Raw genomic sequence first — 20,356 nt, 5'->3', positions numbered from 1 at the left:
ACTTCGAGAGCCTCAGCCACCAAAAATGGTCATTGAGGCTCTCGAAATGACCGTATATTCAAAGTGAAAAACATATATCTTAGACTAAGGGACCACTCCGTTTCAGGAGAAGAATTTGAATTAATCAAAAATTCTGAGTACGGTTTTTTAGAAACACATCCCCGGCCTTCAGAGAAAAGATTGGCCGAATATTACGAAAGTGAAGATTATATTTCACATACGGATTCCAAGCGAAATTTATTTGAAAAAGTATATCATTTGGTGAGAGCCATTTCTCTTCAAAAGAAATTGAAGTTGATAAACTCTTTTCCAACGGAAGGGAAAAATCTTTTAGATATAGGTTGTGGCACTGGTGATTTTTTGCAAACCGCTTTAAAGAATAATTGGAAGATTTTTGGAATTGAGCCAAATGAAAACGCAAGAGTTATTGCCAATGAAAAAACTAATAATTCAGTTTTTGAAATTGATGAACTTTTGAAGTTTGAACCAAATAGTTTTGATGTAATTACCCTTTGGCACGTGCTGGAACATTTGCCAAAATTGGAGGATCATCTTAATGTTTTAAGAAAAATATTAAAACCTAATGGTACCATAGTTATAGCGGTTCCAAATTATAAAAGTTATGATGCCAATCACTATAAACAATTTTGGGCGGCGTATGATGTGCCACGACACCTTTGGCATTTTGACAAAGTTTCGCTTTCAAAACTTATTGGAACTTTTGGTTTTAAGATTAAAAAAACAAAGCCTATGTGGTTTGATGCTTTTTATGTAAGCCTTCTTTCTGAAAAATATAAAACAGGAAAAATGAATCCGCTTAAGGGATTTTGGGTAGGACTGCTATCAAATATTAAGACGATAAGTTCAAAAGAGGCTTCATCCTTGATTTACATCATTAATAATAGTTAAAAAGGCATGGGGAAATGTTTGCTTTGGGCTTTTGGCATTCAAAAGGGAAATACCAACCCAAAATTTGAAAGCCTCTTAAATCGCTTTATTTTGTGTTGTTTTTTATAGAATATTTTTATTGAATTTAAAACAAGCAATAATTATTCTTTATTGTCTAAAATCCAAGACATTAGCCATTTCATATTGATAGACTTTAGTACATTTGTGCGAATTTGAAAAACGAGTTCCACTAAAGTAAATTAAAAGAAACATGAAACATATATTTTATACCGGACTACTGTTATTGGTTTTGGCGTCCTGTCAAAAACCAAATAAAATTGGTTATATTGACAATAGTGTTGTAATCAATGAGTATCAAGAAAAGAAGGATATTGAAGCACGTTTTAAGGGCAAGGAACAATTGTTTACTAAGCGGTTCGATAGCATTGAAGAGGCTTTTCAATTTGAAGTTCAAAAATTTCAAGTAAGGGCTAGCAAAATGTCCCAAAAGAAAGCACAAGAGCGCTATGAGGAATTGGGCAAGCTAAAACAGATTAACGACCAACAAAAGCAAAGTGAGGCCCAAGCTTTAACTTTAGCATTTCAAGCAGAAATCGATACATTGATTGTAAAGGTAAAGGGCTTTGTAAAAGACTATGGAAAGCAAAATGGATATACGTACATTTTAGGCACTAGCGATGCGGCAGCTTCAGTACTTTACGGTACCGAGGAAAATGATTTGACCCAGACAATTTTAGAGGCGTTGAATGCGTCTTATAAGGATAAATAAATATTGAAAATTAATTTAAAAACCTGATAAACAATTGTTTATCAGGTTTTTTTATGCCTTAAATCAAAACTGTTAGTCGTGCCAGCTTTCAACAAGCTTTATAAATTCTTTTCTAAACCCATGCGGATCGAACGATGTGGAAGCATTGGCTAAATCAAGAATGATTTCTTTAGTTACATCTCCTTTATATTCCGAGTCTTTCATTATTAGCCCAAAACCTGCAACAGCTGTTGCAAATTTCATGTTTTCTGAGATGGTGTTTCCAGTACTTTTAATTTCGTGCGTAATGGGAATACTTTCAGCGGAATTCGGTTTTTTGTAACGAAAATCGAAGGTGGCAAAAATATCTTCATTGGGGCTATTTTTTAAGACCACTTCGTAAAGCGCCGTAATGGTTTGGGATGATCCAATTTCTCCAGCATCTTTTGTGTCATCTTCAAAATCATCATTATCCAATGCTCTATTTTCGTAGCCTATCAACCGATAAGAAGACACCTTATTTTCATTAAAAGTGATCTGAATTTTAGAATCTTTAGCTATGGTATATAGCTTGCCTAATTCATAAGAAAACACTTTTTGAATCTGTTCGGCATTGTCAATATATTCATAGTTGCCGTTACCTTTATTTGCAATTTGCTCCATGCCGTAATCATTCAAATTTCCTCCACCAACACCAAGCACGGTCAAATAAATTCCAGTTTCTCTTTTTGCTTCAATAAGTTCTACTAAATCTTCAGTGGATGAAGGGCCAACATTAAAGTCGCCATCCGATCCTAAAATCACTCTATTGTTGCCATTATTAATAAAGTTTTCCTCAGCAATTTTATAAGCCGTAATAATGCCTTCGGCTCCGGCGGTAGAACCACCTGCTCCGAGTTGATCTATGGCCTGTTTAATTTTATCCTTCTCGCTTCCGGGAGTAGATGGCAATAATAAACCAGCACTGCCAGCGTAGGTTACAATAGCAATTTTATCATCGTCCTTTAGATTGTCGGTCAAGGTTTTGAACCCGGATTTTAAGATACCCAATTTGTCTGGAGAACTCATTGATCCGGAGACATCAATCAGGAACACATAATTTGAGTTTGGTAACTGCCCTTCAGGAATGGTTTTACCTTTCATTCCGATACGTATTAAATGATGCGCCGTATTCCATGGACAAATGGATGTTTCTGAATTTAGACCGACATTATCATCACCTTGTGGTTCAGGATAATCAAAAGTAAAGTAGTTAATATATTCTTCGATCCTCACCGAGGCGGTAGGAGGGGTTTGCCCCAGGTTTAGAAACCGTCTCATGTTGGCATAGGAGCCTCCATCGGCGTCAACAGAAAATGTAGAAATGGGGGCTTCACTAGTTTCAATAAATGGATTTTCTCCATGGTCCTTATATTTTTCAATTTGAGGCGTTTCAAAGTCTAAGGCTTCATTTTGAAAAGGCGACACGAATTTGGACGTATCGTTTGCCGTACACCCGACTAGAATTAAAAAAAAGGCTAAGACGTAAAAGAGGTAAGATTGATGCTTCATGGTACTGATATTTGAAAGTTTATTTATTGCGATTGCAGGTATGTATTATAGATGTGAATTGTGCTAAATGGTTGCGCCAATTTGTAAATAAATTCACAATGAAATGCTTCTACTTGAAAATATTTCAAAATAATTTTACAAATACGCAACCCTTCAATTTCTAGTCTGTCAATAAGAGTACAATCAATCATAAATCATGTGATGCTGAGATACTGAAACAATTTCATCTCACGAAAACGAACAGACCAAATGAAAATTATGTTTTTAGGGTTGTGCTTATTTTTAAGCATAGCCTCAACCGCACAAAGTACATTCAGTGTTCGCGGTACTGTAAAAGATGCCAAAAATGGCGAAACCCTTTTAGGGGCAACTGTATTTTTAAAAGGGACCACCAATGGTGCAGTAACTAATGCTTACGGGTTTTATTCTTTAACAGCTCCAGTGGGCAATTATACTCTAATTGTGTCTTATATGGGTTACGAAGAGATATCCAAAACCATCAATCTTAATCAAGACCAGATTTTGGATTTCGAGCTGGCCGAAGCCACTAATCAATTGGACGAAATTGTGGTTACCGCCGAAGAGTCCGAGCGTATCAGCATCAAGAAACCCCAGATGAGCGTTTCTAAATTAAACGCTTCAACCATTAAACAAATCCCTGCTGTTTTGGGAGAGGTGGATGTTATAAAATCTATTCAATTATTACCCGGAGTTACTAATTCTGGTGAAGGGACTGGAGGATTCAATGTTAGAGGTGGAGCAGTTGACCAAAACCTCGTTCTATTGGATGAAGCTATCATTTATAACACCTCGCATTTCTTTGGGTTTTTCTCTGTGTTTAATAATGAAGCCATTAAGAATGTAAAACTTTATAAGGGCGATATTCCAGCAAAATTTGGTGGACGCATATCTTCGGTTTTGGATGTGCATCAAAAAGACGGAAACAGCAAACAATTTGAACTCAATGGAGGCATTGGTTTAATTTCCAGCAGACTTACTGCTGAAGCACCTTTATTTGGTAAAAAGGGTTCCTTCCTAATTGCAGGACGCTCCTCTTATGCGCATTTATTGATGAAGGCGATTCCCGAAGTAAAAGATGATAAAATTTCTTTTTATGACCTCAATTTGAAAACGAATTACAGTCTTAACAAAAACAATAGGCTGTTCCTTTCAGGGTATTTTGGGAGGGATGTTTTTGATTTGTCGGGCGTGGTGAGAAACAACTACGGGAATGCCTCTGGAAATTTAAGGTGGAATCATGTGTTTAACGATAAGCTGTTTTCCAATTTATCCTTGATTTACAGCAAATATGATTATCGCATTGTCCTAGATTTTATAGAACTAGATTGGATTGCCAATATTACAAACTACAACTTAAAATACGATTTTGGGTATTATTTGAATGACAAACTTAAAATAGATTTTGGTGCTAGTACGATACTCCACAATTTAAATCCAGGTGAAGTAAAACCAACTAATGATGATTCAGCTGTTAATTACTTAAAGTTAGAACAGAAGCGTGCTTTAGAAAGTGGTGTTTACGCCAGTGCAGAACATCAAATTTCGGATAAACTCACTTTGAATTATGGATTAAGATACAGCAGGTTTAACAGACTTGGTGGACAAAACATTATGAATTATGTCAACAATATGCCGGTAACGTATAATGAAGACCTAGGTATTTATGAAAATGGAGAAGAAGCAGGGGAAACGGTTTTCGAAAAAAATGAAAGCATTAAAAATTTTGGCAATTTTGAACCACGTTTTGGGTTGTCTTATCAGTTGAATGGGTCGTCTTCCGTTAAAGCTAGTTATACAAGGTCGGTACAATACATGCATTTATTGTCCAACACTATGGCAGTAACACCAGTGGATGTATGGACACCAAGTGGAAAATATATCAAGCCTCAAAAATCGAATCAATATGCCGTAGGGTATTATAAAAATTTGAAGGACAATATATTTTCTTTGGAGGTTGAAGCCTACTACAAAACGGTGGATAACAGAATTGATTACGTTGACGGGTCGGATTTAATAGGTAATAATACCATTGAAACCGAAATTTTAAATGGTGAAGCCAGAGCTTACGGACTGGAGTTTTTGTTGAGAAAAAACAAAGGACGTTTTACAGGTTGGTTGGCCTACACCTTATCAAAATCTGAGCAAAGAACCCCCGGAGGAATTGCTGGTGGATTAGGCATTAATGATGGCAAATGGTACAATACCCCTTACGACAGAACGCATGACGTTTCTATAACAGGAGCATATAAATTGAACGATAGATGGAAATTCAGCGCAAATGCCGTTTATCAAACAGGCAGACCTGTGACATATCCGGACGCGCAATACACCTATGAAGGTTTATCTATCGCCAGTTTTTCAGATAGAAACGCTAGCAGGTTACCAGCGTATCATAGGTTGGACTTGTCTGCGACTTACACCCCAAAAAAGAATGCCAACAAAAAATTAAAGGGTGAGTGGGTATTCGGGATTTACAATGCCTACAATCGTAAAAATGCGCAGTCCATTAGTTTTGGTCAAAACGCAGAAACAGGCAGTAATGAAGCTACAAGAATTGCCATTTTCGGCATTATACCATCAATCACTTATAACTTTAAATTTTAGTCCATAATGGACATTAAAACATATACATTATGAAACCTTTGATAAACTCATTTTTAGTATTACTTCTTGTTGGATTAACATCATGCGAGGACGTTATTGATGTAGACGTACCAACATCCTCACCAAGACTGGTTATTGAGGCGTCTTTAGATTGGGAAAAGGGCACAACAGGCAACAATCAAGTTGTAAAATTGAGTACCTCAACTCCTTATTTTGAAAATTCAGCAAATTCAGCGGTCACAGGTGCTTCGGTAAAAGTGACCAATAATAGCAGTAGTGTGGCATATACTTTTGTAGACCAAAATGATGGCACTTATACCATTTCAAATTTTGTTCCAGTAATAAATGACAGTTATACTTTGGAAGTGGAATATAATGGCGAGATGTATCGCGCCACGGAAACTTTAAAATCGGTATCGCCAATTAAACGTGTGGAGCAATCTTTGGAAGGCGGGTTTGATGATGAAGTTTTGAATGTCTCCATATTTTGGGATGACCCTGCGGATGAAGAAAATTTCTATTTGATAAAATTTATAGAACAAGGCGATTTGGTGCCGGAGTTTGAGGATTATCCCGATGAGTTTGTAAATGGAAATGAATTGGATACGTTTTTTGAGAAAGATGAAGATGAAAACGACGGTCAAGGCCAGTTTATGCCTGGCGACGTAGTAGAGTTTACACTTTATGGCATTTCTGAGCAATATGATAATTACATCAGCTTACTGATAGAACAATATGATGCAGATGGCGACCCATTTAGCGCCATTCCTTCCAAGTTAAAAGGAAATTGTATCAATATTACGACACCAGAAAATTATGCCTTTGGCTATTTCAGGTTGTCCGAATTTGATAGGGTATCGTACACATTTCAATAATATCGATTTAAGACAACAGTTTCCCTCCTAAAAAGGAGGTCCCGATAGCTATCGGGATAAGGGAGGTGTTATTCAAAATTAACACCCCTAAGGCCCCCTGTAGGGGACAACACTCAAATACATCAAATATTAATCAAAAAACAAAAATCATGAAAACACAGTACGCAATCTGTTTATTTTTAGCATATGGAATACTGCTAAACTCTTGCTCCATTGACGGCATTAAGGCGTCCAATAACATCATTACCGAAGAACGAACCTTAGCCAATTTTGACGAAGTTGATGTTTCCGACGACATGGAAGTTATCATCAAACAAGGTGAGTTGCAGTCCGTAAAAGTCACTACAAGCGATAACATTATTTACAACGTTACCACGAGAGTAGATAGCGGTAAACTGGTGGCCCGACTTAAAGGAAATATAAGAAGGTTGAACGTAATGCGTCTGGAAATCACGATGCCTACCATCAACAGATTATCACTTTCAGCGGACAGTTTCGGGCGTCTTTCGGGCTTTGAAAACTTGGATACGTTTAGAGTGAGGGTTTCAAGCGATGCATTTATATCCCTTTCTGGCTCTGCGCTTAGTATGGATATTGATGCGAGCAGTGATGCTAAAATTGAGGGGTTTGATTTTCAGACGAAAACCTGTAATGTCGATTGTTCGTCGGATGCCTCTATTTCTATAACTTGTGCGGATGCCTTGACGGGTTCTGTTTCCAGTGATGGGGTACTATTTTACAGGGGCAATCCAACGGTAAATGTATCTACGAGCAGTGATGGTGCGGTGATAAATTCAAATTAAATCATTCAGGATCTATAAGGTTTCCAAAACCTTGCAGGAAAAGTAAAATTTGACTTTGGCAAAAGCACGTATAAGTTTGTTTTGTGACTATGTGTTGGCGGATTTACCCGCGTTAGGGATTGAAGAGGAAAGCCCACAGCCCGATCCCGATAGCTATCGGGAGAGGTGCGAGGACTTGCAACGGAAAGCCCGACCCCTTGTGGGTAACGCCCAAATACTAAATTTTAAATTAATTGTAATTTGGTGCAACCTTTTAAAAACTCTGTTGTCTATACTAATAACAACTGAATCCAGAATCGATTTTACATCAAAACGTAGTGGCTAACCAAGTACTATTTACACATAAGAGTCTTATTGAGAAGAGTAAATTGGGCGACCGTAAAACGCAATACGAGCTGTATTCGCTGTACGTCAATGCTATGTTCAATGTGAGCATGCGGATGGTAAAATCAAAGGAGGATGTAGAGGATATATTGCAGGAAAGTTTTGTGGATGCCTTTAAAAACCTGGACAGCTTTAGATACGAAAGCACCTTTGGCTCTTGGTTAAAACGAATTGTCATCAACAAAAGTATTAACCATTTAAAGTTAAAACGAATACCGCTGGTGGCCTTGGAGGATTATGATTATCGGGTTTCGGAAGCCGAGGAAGATGTAAAAGAAGCCGATTTGGACGTGAGCAGTATAATGCTTGCTATAAAACAGTTGCCACAGGGTTATCAGACCATTATCAATTTGTATTTAATTGAAGGATACGACCACGTGGAAATTGGAGAAATTTTAGGAATTAGTACATCCACCTCAAAATCCCAATACCACAGAGCGAAAAAGAAATTAATAGCATTAATGAATTAAGCGAATGGACAATTTAAAGAAATACACCACCGAAAACCAAGGCAAGTTTGACGAATACAATCTGGACGAAGCGGATAGATTACGACTTTGGGGAGACATCGTTTCAGAACTTCCCGCAAAGCCCGTAAAAGTCATGCCGCTTTGGAAAAGGGCGGGTTTTAGGGTTGCTGCCAGTGTCCTGCTTTTGATAGGATGTGCCTTTTTCTTTTTGATATCTGGAAACACAGATGCCGAACAACAGGTTGTCAATCAGGAACTCCATGAAATTGATAGCCATTACCAGCTTTTGGTAAACAACCAAATTGAATTGATTAAAAATAGTAGCTATTTGTCCAAGGAGGATCAGGACGATTTTTTGTCCTTAATTGACGATTTAGACGAAGAGTATGAAATCCTTAAAAACGAACTCAAATTAGGTATCAATAATGAAAAAATTATTGAAGCCATAATTAGTAATTACAGAAAGAAAATCCAACTGATGGAAGACCTATTAAAGCGTTCTTATCCAATTAAAACTGACTTTGAAGATGAAGCAATTACTCTATAAACCCTTTCTTTTTCTAGCCTTTGTAATATGCTGTGGCATTGCAAACGGGCAGGATAAGCTAAGTAAGGAAATCAAAAAAGCATACCCCTTAAATAACCAAGGTGCTCTGTATTTGGAGAACAAATATGGTAACGTTTTTATAAATGGTTGGGATACGGATAGTATTCGGATAGATGTATCCGTTGAGGTGAAGGGAAAAAGTTTGGACAAAGCAAAGGACTTGTTGAAACGCATAAATCCAGACTTTGTTACTACAAACAAACAGATTATTGTTAAAACCCAAATATCTGATAAAAACCCATCTTTTTTCAATAAGTACATCAATAAAATAGGCCCGTTAAACAGCCATAAGGCCAATTCGGACATCAACTACACCATCTATTTGCCCCGTCATGCGGAAGTGGAGGTATATAACAAGTACGGCGATATCATTATTTCGGATTGGAACGGAAAATTAATTGCGGATGTGGAGCACGGTGATTTGAGAATTACGGATGAGTTAAACGATTCAAAACTCTCCGTGAAATACGGCAAGTTAAGAGCAAATGTTTTAAGCCAAACCAGTATTTATGCTAAGGATGCCACTTTGTCTTTTGAAAAGGCTGAAACTTTAAAATTGGACTCCGACGGATCAAATCTAAGCTTGGATGAAGTTGGTCAATTGGATATCAATTCTAATAAGGACGATATTGAAATCAATAGTATCAAAAATGTATTCGGAAGCATAAAATATTCTCGGGTTTTATTGAGCAATGTCATTTCTAAAGTGAATTTAAATTTAAACCTTGCCGAGTTGCGGGTGATGAAATTTGGCACTGGGGCGCCAGTTGTAAACGTGCATCAAAAATCGTCGGAGGTTTATGTCAATATCTCTGAAACCAATTTCAATTTTAGCGCTGAGCTGGAGCAGGGTGTATTGCGATTGCCCAAAACTATGAGCGGGATTAATAGTAAGGTTTTGGACGAAAAAAATAAAATTCGGCAAATTAGGGCCGGATACGGAAAAGGCAACCAAGGTATTGTAGATATTACCGGATATAAAGGCATCATCATATTTAAAGAACTTTAAATCAATCAAAAAATGAACAGAATAATTATAATACTATCCGTTTTAATCACTTGGAACAGTATTTATGCCCAAAAAGAGAAATCTGCAGATTATGTCCAATTTGACGACAGGAAAAATGTAGTTCATGGCGTGTATTTTGGCTTTAATTTCCATTACGCACGATTTGACGTGCCGGGAAATAAGGATGCCTTTATGGGCAATTTTAAGTTGGCTTATGTGGCCAACCAAAAATTGGATGTTGGGTTTGGGGTGACGGCTTTTTTTAATGAAAGGGACAACAATCGGCCAGATCTGTTTAATGGAGATAAAATTGCCTTAATTGGTGGTTATGCCGGTATCCATTTAGAGCCAATACTTTATGGAAAACGCTTTATAAGTGTTTCGTTTCCCGTGTTAGTAGGAGGTGGAGCGGTAGGCTATTTTGGAAACAGTTTTACTGACGAATATGACGACTTACGGGATGAGGATTTTGATGAGTTTTTTGTGGTAGAACCGGGGATTAATATCCTTTATAATTTCTCCAGATTTACACAGTTTGAAACGGGTATTCGATACCGATTTACGAGCAATTTCAATTTGTCGCCTTACGACCGGGGCAACTTAAATGGCTTCTCTATTGGTGCTGGACTTAAAATTGGTATTTTCAATATGGGCAGAAAAAAGAAGGTGAAGGACAATTTTTAACCCGCTTTTTTATGCAACAACCGCGTCAATTTAATCGATAAATCCGTAAGTATAATTTTTGAATTGCCGTTGCGCTCAATATGGTAAATAGCGTCTTGTAGTTCGTTGCTAATATCCATAATATTGTTACCGTGCACAAAAGGTGCAAATTTTTCCAATTGAAATTTCTCGGTCTTTGGCTCAAAATAAACCAAATCGGTGGCATTATAGTTCATCAATAAAGCCTGACGGAAAAAATCCAAGCAAAAATTAAGGAACTGTTTTTGGGTTTCCCTGCCGGTTTTTGCTATATCCTCGCTCCAAGAAATTAAATCATGGATAGCAGCCTTATTGCCTTTAGCCTTAAAAGCACTTCTTATCCAAAAGATAAACCAGGTTTCAAATTGAGTGTCTTCGGAATCATGGTACACCAAATCGCAGGCTTTGTTATAATTCCCGTTGGCCTGATGTGCAATTTTTGTAGCAATTGAGGCTTCCAGATTATAATTTTTGATAATAGCATCCTTAATAATGCCTTCAGCCAAAGGCGGAAAATGTAAAATTTGACAACGTGAACGTATGGTGTTGATAATCTGTTCTTCGTCTTCAGCAACCAACAAAAAAATGGTTTGGTTGGGCGGTTCTTCAATCAGTTTCAATAATTTATTGGCACAAGCAATATTCATTTTTTCGGCCATCCAAATCAACATTACTTTATAGCCGCCTTCATAAGATTTTAACGTGAGAGATTTTACGATCTCATGGGCTTCGTCCACGCCGATCTGCCCTTGTTTGTTGTCCACACCAAGTAATTTGTACCAATCAAACAAGTTGCCATAAGGTTGCTCGTTAAGTAATTGGCGCCATTCTTCAAGATAAAAATTAGAAACGGGTTTGCTTTTTACCTTGTCACTTGTAGTAACGGGAAATGCAAAATGCAAATCAGGATGCGAAAAGTTTTTAAACTTGATATTACAAGCTTCGTTTCCAGAAGTATTTTCACCATTAATGTTCCCGCATAAAATATATTGCGCATAAGCTATGGCCATCGGCAAAGTACCACTTCCTTCCGGCCCAACAAACAATTGCGCATGTGGCACACGGCCATTATCCGCACTCTGCGTTAAATGCGATTTGATGTGCTCTTGCCCTAAAACTTCGGAAAACAACATTAAGCAAATATAGGTATTGGTTTTAACTTTTTATTGTAACAAATTCAATTAAAATCGCCTTATTTTTATCCTCTAAACCAACCGAAACCTCAAGGCATGAGTCAAAACGCCATTCTTTTTATTCCTGATATTTCCGGCTTTACAGAGTTTGTTCATCACACATCCATAAATCATAGTCGGCATATTATTTCGGAGTTATTGGAACTGCTAATCGACAATAATACAATGGGTTTGGAATTGGCTGAAATTGAAGGAGATGCGCTGTTCTTTTATAAAATGTCGGATGGATCTGAGATGTCATCCCTCGATAACCAAATTGAGAAAATGTATGTAGCATTTCACGCGCACTTAAAACGCTACGAATATCAGCGTATTTGCCAGTGTGGCGCCTGTTCTTCGGCCTATAATTTGAAACTAAAGTTTGTGGTGCATTATGGCGAAATTGAATTCATCAAAGTAAAAAACTCTAAAAAACCATACGGAAGCAACGTGATTCAAGTGCATCGCCTGTTAAAAAACGAAGTACCTGTTGACGAGTACGCACTTTTTACAGAAAATGTTAAGGAAATTGACAAAACGGCAAAAGAAGTCATTACAGCAACTTATGATTTTGGAGATATTTCATTTTCGTACAATCCTCTAAAACCCTTAAGGGCAAAACTTCCAGAGGTCCATCCTATTCCAGATGATGTTCCAAAGCACAAGTTATTTGATGAAACCGAAATCATTAATTTACCTATCAACGACCTGTATGAAGTCATCAGCAATTTTGACTACAGATTGCTTTGGAATAAAGGCATTGATAAGTTGGAGTACGAAAAGAACAAGGTGAACAGAGTAAGCGAAAAGCATAAATGCCTGTTCAACAAGAATGATGATGTTGAGGTAACTACCATTTCAAAAAAAGTTGAGCAAAATCAATTGGTATATGGTGAAACTACCAGCGATGTGCCCTTCACAAAACGTTTTAATAGTTATTTTGTACTGGAAGAAATGGAAGACGGCAAAACAAAATTGAACATTGAAGCTTTTGCCGATTTCAAGCCCTTTGGGATAATTATGAAACCGCTTCTCAAATCAAAACTTAATGCAAATATTTCGGAAAGCATCAAGGACTTGATGTTGCTGATTGACTCAGGTTTTTCACCTAATGAAACCGTTGACCCTTAGATTTTTAAAATTCTTTTCTACTTCAAACGTTTTCGTGAAAAAAGTCATTTTTTATCCCTGTTGAATTGCCTACATTTGTGGCTAAATCCATTTAAAACCATAAAAATGAAGACGCTAAACGATTTCAATTTTGAAAATAAAAAAGCCCTAATTCGTGTAGATTTTAATGTACCATTAAACGAGAATTTTGAGGTAACAGATGCTACAAGAATAGTTTCAGCCAAGCCAACCATCATCAAAATTTTAGAAGATGGTGGCAGCTGTATTTTGATGTCACATTTAGGGCGTCCAAAAGGATTTCAGGATGAGTTTTCGTTGAAGCACATTGTTTCCAAAGTTGAGGATGTTTTGGGCGTGGGCGTAAAATTTGTTGAAGATTGCATTGGCGAAGATGTGGAAACGGCGGCCGCCAATTTACAACCTGGAGAGATTTTGTTATTGCAAAACCTTCGCTATTATAAAGAAGAAACCGCTGGTGATGTAGGCTTTGCCGAAAAATTATCAAAGCTAGGTGATATTTACGTAAACGACGCCTTTGGTACTGCGCACAGAGCACATGCCTCAACCACTATTGTAGCCCAGTTCTTCCAAGATAAAAAATGCTTCGGAAGCCTATTGGCGCAAGAAATTGACAGTATTAAAAAAGTAATGGAAACCGGAGAAAAGCCTGTTTTGGCCATTCTAGGCGGTGCTAAAGTGTCTTCAAAAATCACGATTATCGAAAACATTTTGGATAAAGTAGACCACTTGATTATCGGTGGTGGCATGGCATTTACTTTTGTAAAAGCACAAGGCGGAAGCATTGGAAATTCCATTTGCGAGGACGACAAGATGGATCTAGCTCTAGATATTTTAAAGCAAGCCAAAGCTAAAAATGTTCAGGTCCATATTCCTGTGGACACGTTGGCGGCAGATGCATTCAGTAATGATGCAAATACACAAATCGTAAACATTAATGCTATTCCGGATGGCTGGGAAGGTGTGGATGCTGGACCAAAATCCGTGGAACAATTTCATAATGTGGTGATGGCATCAAAAACCATTCTTTGGAATGGCCCATTAGGTGTTTTTGAAATGGAAAAATTCGCCAAAGGCACAATTGCACTTGGAAATTCCATAGCCGAATCTACCGAAAAAGGAGCCTTTTCACTTGTTGGAGGTGGGGATTCCGTTGCCGCCGTGAAGCAGTTCGGATTCCAGGATAAAGTAAGTTATGTAAGTACAGGAGGAGGAGCTATGCTTGAAAGTTTGGAAGGTAAAACCTTGCCCGGGATAGCGGCAATTTTGGCCTAGTTTAAAAATTTGGGCGTTACCCAAGGGTCGGGCTATCCACTATATCTTTTTGCTTTCTTTCATTCCTGCCTAGGTAGGAATCCACATCAAAGTACTGCATAAATTTACAGCTATAGGTCACCCAATGAAGAAAGCAAAAAGGATGCCGTTTCTATCCCTAACGTGGGATACCTTTGGTAAACCCAAAGGGGCAGGATAATAGTCTTTATCTGTCAGTTGGAGTGATTTCCACTTTTTTGGCGAAATTGTATCGAGAACATATTCAAATAGAAAGTAAAATAACAAAAGCCCTCATCTATTTAAAACTGTTGAGGGCCTATTTTTTATTTCAAACAAAAAACACGATTTTAGCCATATTATCGTTCGCTAAAAAGAGAATAGATATTATGGCTTTTCGTTTTTTTTTACTCAATATACTTTTATATAGCGGTATTTGTCATGCCCAAACCCAGGATTCTCTTAGTGTTCAATCCGAAATACCAAAGGATACATTGGTAGATGCCAAGGTTGAGGTTGTAAAGCCCATTGAAGCCATTGCTGAAACCGACAGCCTTTCCATAAAGAATTTATCTGATGATTCTTTTTCTGCCGAAATCGACAAAAAATGGCAAGAGGAATTGTATAGTAATTCATTATTCGACACGATTTACAATTTGGTTACCGAAATGACCTTTGAAGAGGTTGATTATCCTGAATTGCCAACAGATACACTGAAAAAGCGACTTGAAGAATTGGATGCTCGAACGCCGTTCAATGTGGCCTATAATCCGTCTTTGGAAAACGTTATCAAATCCTATTTAAAACACAGGCGAAAGCATCTTCAAAAGCTGATGACTTTGAGTTCGTTCTACTTTCCGCTGTTTGAACAGGAACTCGACAACCTTAATATTCCTTTAGAAATCAAATATTTGGCCATTGTTGAATCCGCGTTAAAACCAAGGGCAAAATCAAGAGTGGGGGCTACCGGCCTCTGGCAATTTATGTTCAGTACCGGCAAGATTTACGGCTTGGACGTAAGCAGTTATGTGGACGAGCGTAGCGACCCCATCAAGTCCACCAAAGCCGCTGCAAAATATTTGGCAAAACTCTATGAGATTTTTGGGGATTGGGATTTGGCTTTGGCGGCCTATAATTCCGGACCAGGTAACGTCACCAAAGCTATTAGGCGTTCTGGTGGTTATCAAAATTATTGGAACATTCGCCATAATTTGCCTCGTGAAACTGCTGGCTACTTGCCCGCATTTTTGGCCAATATGTACATTTTTGAGTATGCCGAGGAGCATGGTTTTAAGCGTTATAAACCTGAAAAAACGTACTTTGAAACGGATACAGTTGTGGTAAAACAGATGATTACTTTAGACCAGGTATCTGAGGTTACGGGGACCCCAATTGAGCAGTTGCAGTTTTTAAACCCTTCCTATAAACTGGACATTATTCCTGTGATAAAAGGCGAAAACTACAGTTTGCGATTACCAACCGATGTGCTTGGCACTTTTGTCAATAATGAAGATAAAATTTATACTTTCGCAAAAGAAGAATTGGATAAACGCGAGAAACCTCTACCACAGTTTTTTAATGCCAATGACAGAATTCGATATCGAGTAAGGTCGGGGGATTATTTGGGCAAAATTTCAAGAATGTATGGGGTTCGCGTTAGTGATATTAAACGCTGGAACGGCCTGCGTAGCAATAATCTTAGTATCGGTCAACGGTTAACAATTTATCCGAGAAAGCCCTATGTTGCAGTGGCTAAAAGTACAAGTACAAAACCCAAACCAAAACCCCTAACGGGAGATGTTATCATCTACACAGTAAAAAGTGGGGATTCACTTTGGAGCATCTCACAAAAATTTTCGGGAGTTTCTGTTCAAAATATTAAAGATTGGAACGGTATTAGTGGTAGTTCGTTAAAGCCTGGAATGAAACTCAAAATTTCCAAGGGTTAAATTCAAGAAAATAGACAAAAAAATGAGAAAATTTTTAAGTGTTTTAGTGCTGGCGCTAGTGTTGTTGTCATGTAAAGACAGCAAAACTTCAGATAAAATCCTGTTTGATTCAGAAGGAAAACTTAATGATGTTTCAGTGGTGATTGGCAATGATAATTGGAAAGGAAGCGTGGGCGAAGCTATCAGGGACGTTTTGGCCACCCCGATTTATGGACTACCTCAGGATGAACCTACCTTTATCATCAATCAAATTCCACCACAAGTATTTTCGGATTTTATTACTCGTACAAGAACTGTTTTAAAGATAGAGCTAGGCAAACCCGCTGGAATAGTATTTGCAGATAATGTTTACGCAAAACCCCAAAAGGTGATTGTAATATCTGGGAACAAGCAGGAAGTCATAGGACTTTTAAAGGAAAATGCCTCTAAAATCATTGAGACCTTTAAAGGGATTGAGCTGAAATACAAGCAAAAGCTAACACGAAAATCATTATATAACACCAAAGTAATCAAGGACAAACTGGGGGTGAATATTGAATTTCAAACGGCCTACCGGATTGCCAAGGACGACGACACTTTTTTCTGGATTAGAAAGGATGTTCGAACAGGTACTTTGAATTTAATGCTTTATGAGTTGCCTTACGATGCCATACAACGAAACGACAGCATCATCAACCAGATTGTAAAAATCAGGGATTCCATAGGGAAGGCCCATATCGAGGGCCCTACAGAGGGCAGTTATATGATTACTGAGTACGCCTATACGCCCTTTCAAAGTGAGATAATATTGGATAGAAAGCCTACATTGGAAACCAAAGGGCTATGGGAAGTGAAAAACGCCTTTATGAGTGGTCCGTATATCAATTACGCCATTGAGGATAAGGCCAACAACCGTTGGCTGATAGCCGAAGGTTTTGCCTTTGCACCCTCTGTTGAAAAGCGTAATTATATTTTCGAGTTGGAGTCTATTATTAAGACTATAAGGTTGGATTAAAATATCTAAAACCCACCTGAGGGGGTGTTAAAAGTTTTAATTTGTTTTTCTCTCGCAAGCCATTGTATCAAAATCAATGTGAAGTTGTGTTGTTCCGTTAAAATCAACGGTCACCCATTTATAGTTTAGAAGTATAAAAGCATTGCCCCCATCCATTTTTACCCACTCGTCAATGCCTCTTGCACCATTTTTTAAATCTTCTTTGGCGGTAAGTCCTATTGGTGCAACGTAGTTTCTTCCTTTAACCAACAATTTGCACTTCTTGCTCTTCTGTGCTTCTTCTGCCTGAGGCTGATTATAAAATGTAGATTTGGTCAAACTAGGCAAGATGTTATTTACTTGTACTGGCGTTAAAGACGTTGCACATGACGTAAGAATTGAGAACAAAGCACTTCGAAAGATAATAGTAGTATTTCTCATGTGATTGAAATTGTGCTTAACAAGCGTGGTATAGTACTAATTTAATAAAACATATGAAAATTACAGCTGATACATAAACAAAAACCCCGCTTTCATCAAAGCAGGGCCTATACCTAAAAAGTAAGATATGTGTTATCCAACAATGTGTAATTCTGTAAACTCCTTGGTTAAGGTCAAGGTGTTATCGCCGTTGATTTTCAGATCTTTTAATAGGATATCCACGTTGTCTACCTGTACCTTTTTAATTTTAAATGGTAACCCATGTAAGTTTAATTTAAAGGTCTTATAAGTGGTTACAAACTTGCCAGTTTTGTGTTGCTGGATGATCAATTCTTTCTTTTTTCCAAGCAATTTAAAGCTTCTGTGGCTGTATCGGCCTTTGATGTAATCATAACCATCAGTAGCATCCTCATACACTTCTGAAGTTTCCTTGCCTAATTTATAATATACATCCAATAACAGTTCGTCAATCACCTTTTCACCAACATACTGCTGAATTGGGTATTTAGGGATGATAGAACCTTCTTTTACGAAAATTGGCATACTGTCCAAATCCGCATCTACCCATTGCTCAGAACCACCTTCAACAATCTCGTCGTTCCAGAAATTGTACCAATTACCTCTTGGGATATACATACGTCTTCCCTTCTGGTTTGGTGCATTTACTGGACAGGCCAATATCTTTTCACCAAAGATGAACTCATCGTTTCTATAATGCGTTTGCGGATCTTCTTGGTCGTAAAGCACCAAGGATTTTAAGATTGGAATACCTTCTTCCACATACCTCCAAAACGCGGTATATAAGTAAGGTAATAATTGGTATCTGATCTCAATAAACTTTCGAACTACATCCGTAATGGTTTTACCGAATGCCCAAGGTTCTTGGTCTCCATGGTCTCCCGAAGAGTGCGTTCTACAGAATGGGTGGAAAATACCCAATTGGATCCAACGGGCATACAATTCGCCGTTAGGTTGCTCTGCAAATCCACCAATATCGGACCCCACAAACGAGAATCCTGACATGCACATACGCTGTGCCTGTAGGTTTGCAATATTCAAGTGGTCCCAAGTGGCGATGTTATCTCCCGTCCAACTTGAGGTATAACGTTGGGTACCCGAATAAGCGGCACGAGTAATTACAAACGGACGTTTTGGATATGAAAATTTCTTTAACCCTTGATACGTTGCACGTGCCATTTGCATTCCGTAAACGTTGTGCGCTTTTCTATGGCTACAAGGGTTTCCGTCATAATCATGTCGAACATCATTAGGGAAGGTTTTCCCCGGAACGTCCATAACTGCAGGCTCGTTCATATCGTTCCAAACACCTTTTACCCCAATGTCTTCAATCAATTCCTTAAACAAGTCAGACCACCACTCCCTAACTTCCGGTCTTGTAAAATCTGGGAAGTAACACTCCCCGGGCCATACTTTACCCTTCATGTAAGGGCCATCGGCTCGCTTACAGAAGTAGTCGTTTTCAAGCCCTTCCTTAAACACCGAATAATCCATATCTATTTTGATACCCGGATCAATGATAACAATGGTCTTGAAGCCATCATCGGCCAATTCTTTCACCATTCGTTTTGGGTCTGGGAAATATTCTTTGCTCCAAGTAAAACATCTAAAGCCCTCCATGTAATCGATATCCAAATAAATGGCATCACATGGAATTTCCAATTCCCTAAACTTTGCGGTGATTTCCTTTACGTTGGATTCTGGATAATAACTCCATTTACACTGATGGTACCCCAACGCCCAAAGTGCTGGCATTTCATGTGGTTTACCGGTCAAATCTGTGTAATTGGCAACAACGTCCGACATTTTAGGGCCATAGATGAAATAGTAGTTCATTTCACCACCATGTGCCCAAAAACTGGTAATATTTCTACGTTCATTACAAAAATCAAAGAACGAACGGAAGGTATTATCGAAGAAAATACCGTAAGCTTTTTTATTATGAAGCCCCGTGTAAAAAGGAATCGCTTTATAAATTGGGTCGGTTTCCCTACCATACGCATACGAATCGGTTACCCAGTTTTCAAAACGTTTACCTTTCAGGTTGTTATCTACTGGTTTATCACCTAATCCGTAATAGCTTTCCCCGGGTTGAGCCGTTTTAGACATTTTCACAACATCCCCACCAAATTCGTAGCTTTCTTCCCAGTGGAATCCAAGCTCATCCTCACAGATTAAAGTTTTATCTTTTGCATCGTAGATGGAAGCTCTTAGGTCAGTTTTTGAGATATGGCAAATTAATTTTGCAGTGGTAATTATGTAATAATCATCATCTTCGGTAACTTCAAGGTGGTTGTAACCTCTACTGGCATATTTGGTAATGGCATAAGAAAAGTCATTTTCAAAAATTCCAGTGGTGGTAAATCTAAAACGAAGGATACTGTCCCTGCGGACTGTTACTTGAAGGACTACACCGTTTTCGGCGGTGAATGAGAGTACGTTAAGATTCTTTTCGTACTTAACTATTTTAGAGGGAAATAAGTTCCCTTTATATTCTAATTCTGTATTTAATATCATGTAAAATGGTATTAATATTAATCCACGAAAGTACTAAATTTTAAATGCTTGCATTGTTTCTTTTTATCAAAAAAACAGTTAATTAGTTGGATAAAATACAATTTAAGGGGGGTATAATTATTGATTTTTAAAGAAAGGGCAAAACGACGGGAATTCAATAACTTTTAGCGGAAGCCAAAAAC

The 20,356-nt window shown here is 37.9% G+C and carries 17 protein-coding genes; 13 read left to right on the top strand and 4 right to left on the bottom strand.

Annotation, left to right across the window (positions count from 1 at the left end; genetic code table 11):
• Positions 1-63: 63 nt before the first annotated feature.
• Both ACFSR8_RS06180 and ACFSR8_RS06175 read left to right on the top strand, forming a co-directional pair.
• The gene (locus ACFSR8_RS06180; RefSeq protein ID WP_380290121.1) at positions 64-909 is read left to right on the top strand and encodes a class I SAM-dependent methyltransferase; all 846 of its coding nucleotides are present in this window, start codon (positions 64-66) and stop codon (positions 907-909) included.
• Positions 910-1,159: 250 nt separating this feature from the next.
• Positions 1,160-1,678 carry an OmpH family outer membrane protein gene (locus tag ACFSR8_RS06175; protein ID WP_380290119.1) on the top strand — a complete coding sequence of 173 codons (519 nt, stop codon included), beginning with the start codon at positions 1,160-1,162 and terminating at the stop codon, positions 1,676-1,678.
• A 72-nt stretch (positions 1,679-1,750) separates the two neighbouring features.
• Here ACFSR8_RS06175 and ACFSR8_RS06170 read toward each other — a convergent pair whose 3' ends face one another.
• Positions 1,751-3,208, bottom strand: coding sequence for a vWA domain-containing protein (locus tag ACFSR8_RS06170; protein WP_380290117.1), 1,458 nt, complete (start codon positions 3,206-3,208; stop codon positions 1,751-1,753).
• A gap of 249 nt (positions 3,209-3,457) precedes the next feature.
• On the opposite strand from ACFSR8_RS06170, the gene ACFSR8_RS06165 reads away from it, so the two are divergent.
• From ACFSR8_RS06165 to ACFSR8_RS06135, 7 genes are all read left to right on the top strand, one after another.
• Positions 3,458-5,833: a TonB-dependent receptor gene (locus ACFSR8_RS06165; protein WP_380290115.1), complete on the top strand. Its 2,376-nt coding sequence runs from the start codon at positions 3,458-3,460 to the stop codon at positions 5,831-5,833.
• A 29-nt stretch (positions 5,834-5,862) separates the two neighbouring features.
• Positions 5,863-6,708: a DUF4249 domain-containing protein gene (locus ACFSR8_RS06160; RefSeq protein ID WP_380290113.1), complete on the top strand. Its 846-nt coding sequence runs from the start codon at positions 5,863-5,865 to the stop codon at positions 6,706-6,708.
• 149 nt (positions 6,709-6,857) lie between these two features.
• The gene (locus ACFSR8_RS06155) at positions 6,858-7,511 is read left to right on the top strand and encodes a GIN domain-containing protein (protein WP_380290111.1); all 654 of its coding nucleotides are present in this window, start codon (positions 6,858-6,860) and stop codon (positions 7,509-7,511) included.
• A gap of 317 nt (positions 7,512-7,828) precedes the next feature.
• Positions 7,829-8,365, top strand: a complete 537-nt coding sequence (locus ACFSR8_RS06150; RefSeq protein ID WP_380290109.1) for an RNA polymerase sigma factor — start codon at positions 7,829-7,831, stop codon at positions 8,363-8,365.
• 4 nt (positions 8,366-8,369) lie between these two features.
• The gene (locus ACFSR8_RS06145; protein ID WP_380290107.1) at positions 8,370-8,912 is read left to right on the top strand and encodes a hypothetical protein; all 543 of its coding nucleotides are present in this window, start codon (positions 8,370-8,372) and stop codon (positions 8,910-8,912) included.
• Positions 8,893-9,981 carry a hypothetical protein gene (locus ACFSR8_RS06140; protein ID WP_380290105.1) on the top strand — a complete coding sequence of 363 codons (1,089 nt, stop codon included), beginning with the start codon at positions 8,893-8,895 and terminating at the stop codon, positions 9,979-9,981. The genes ACFSR8_RS06145 and ACFSR8_RS06140 overlap by 20 nt, the downstream gene beginning before the upstream one ends.
• Before the next feature lie 12 nt (positions 9,982-9,993).
• Positions 9,994-10,665, top strand: coding sequence for a hypothetical protein (locus ACFSR8_RS06135; protein WP_380290103.1), 672 nt, complete (start codon positions 9,994-9,996; stop codon positions 10,663-10,665).
• Here ACFSR8_RS06135 and ACFSR8_RS06130 read toward each other — a convergent pair.
• On the bottom strand, positions 10,662-11,816 hold the full coding sequence (locus tag ACFSR8_RS06130) for a DNA polymerase III subunit (protein WP_380290101.1): 1,155 nt from the start codon (positions 11,814-11,816) through the stop codon (positions 10,662-10,664). The two genes, ACFSR8_RS06135 and ACFSR8_RS06130, sit on opposite strands and share 4 nt — an antisense overlap.
• 96 nt (positions 11,817-11,912) lie before the next feature.
• Here ACFSR8_RS06130 and ACFSR8_RS06125 point away from each other — a divergent pair, with 96 nt between their 5' ends.
• From ACFSR8_RS06125 to ACFSR8_RS06110, 4 genes are all read left to right on the top strand, one after another.
• Entirely contained in the window at positions 11,913-12,986 is a 1,074-nt protein-coding gene (locus ACFSR8_RS06125; protein WP_380290099.1) for a DUF2652 domain-containing protein, read from the top strand.
• A gap of 105 nt (positions 12,987-13,091) precedes the next feature.
• The gene (locus tag ACFSR8_RS06120; protein WP_380290097.1) at positions 13,092-14,279 is read left to right on the top strand and encodes a phosphoglycerate kinase; all 1,188 of its coding nucleotides are present in this window, start codon (positions 13,092-13,094) and stop codon (positions 14,277-14,279) included.
• Positions 14,280-14,665: 386 nt separating this feature from the next.
• The gene (locus ACFSR8_RS06115; protein ID WP_380290095.1) at positions 14,666-16,225 is read left to right on the top strand and encodes a LysM peptidoglycan-binding domain-containing protein; all 1,560 of its coding nucleotides are present in this window, start codon (positions 14,666-14,668) and stop codon (positions 16,223-16,225) included.
• Between the two features lie 22 nt (positions 16,226-16,247).
• Entirely contained in the window at positions 16,248-17,219 is a 972-nt protein-coding gene (locus tag ACFSR8_RS06110; RefSeq protein ID WP_380290093.1) for a DUF4837 family protein, read from the top strand.
• A gap of 36 nt (positions 17,220-17,255) precedes the next feature.
• Here ACFSR8_RS06110 and ACFSR8_RS06105 read toward each other — a convergent pair whose 3' ends face one another.
• Positions 17,256-17,639 (bottom strand): hypothetical protein, encoded by a 384-nt coding sequence (locus ACFSR8_RS06105; protein WP_380290091.1) that lies wholly within the window; start codon positions 17,637-17,639, stop codon positions 17,256-17,258.
• A 132-nt stretch (positions 17,640-17,771) separates the two neighbouring features.
• Entirely contained in the window at positions 17,772-20,174 is a 2,403-nt protein-coding gene (locus ACFSR8_RS06100) for a glycoside hydrolase family 31 protein (protein WP_380290089.1), read from the bottom strand.
• Positions 20,175-20,356 lie beyond the last annotated feature (182 nt).

Origin of the sequence: Hyunsoonleella rubra (assembly GCF_042684665.1) — a bacterium.
In the GTDB taxonomy this organism is placed as follows: domain Bacteria; phylum Bacteroidota; class Bacteroidia; order Flavobacteriales; family Flavobacteriaceae; genus Jejuia; species Jejuia rubra.
Note: the sequence above shows the minus strand (reverse complement) of the source record. Positions and strands in the feature narration are given on the sequence as shown.